The sequence below is a fragment of the Oleiphilus sp. HI0086 genome (assembly GCF_001635225.1).
In genome coordinates this window covers 1-714 of record NZ_LWFZ01000086.1, presented here as the reverse complement: position 1 = coordinate 714, position 714 = coordinate 1, and the positions used below count along the sequence as shown (strand labels likewise).

The 714-nt window shown below is 43.6% G+C and carries 1 protein-coding gene; it reads left to right on the top strand.

The window, feature by feature from the left end; translation table 11 throughout:
• The coding region (locus A3756_RS01320; protein ID WP_156490169.1) for a DUF349 domain-containing protein at positions 1–714 on the top strand (714 nt) is incomplete at both ends.

Here is a 714-nt window from a genome sequence, read left to right as displayed (position 1 = left end):
TTAAAAGCCTTTGATAAGAAACTTGATACAGAAAGAGACAAGAACCTCTCCTTGAAGCAAGAAATCATTGATCAGGCGCAGACGCTTATAGAGCTTGAAAACCTTGAACAAGCCATACAAAGTGCAAAGGACTTACAACAAGCCTGGCAAAAGGTTGGCATCACGCCTTATAAGAAAGAAAGAGAGCTTTGGCAAGCATTTCGCGCAATTTGCGACCAGATATTTGCCCGCCGCGACCAAGTTCGCAATGAAAAGAAAGAAGAGGCGAATAAGGCTTCAAACGCAGCGAACGAGCTTCTATCTCGTATCGAATCTGAACTCGATTCCCTAAGCGATACCAACCTTAGCGAACTCAAAGCCAGATTAAGCGAGTACCGTAAAGAATATAAGTCCCTACCTTCAGTACAAGGCAAAGCTCTGGAAAAAATTCAAAATCGTTTTGAAGCTTTACTCAAAAAACTTAAGCAACTTATCGCTGGCCAAGAAAACAGGCAGCACCTATTAGCTTGGCAAGAAGTACAGCGTAAGGCTAAGCTCTGTAGAGAGGTCTATCACAATAATACTCAGGCCGATGCGAACCTTGATGATGAGTTTGCCTCGCAACTTGAGCTTCCTAAAGCTCAGGAAGATACTCTTAAAACTTTATGGATCTCTGTCAAAGCTGGTTCGGTAAGTCCCGAGCGTTGCGTGACACTTCAAGAGGCACGTTCTTTG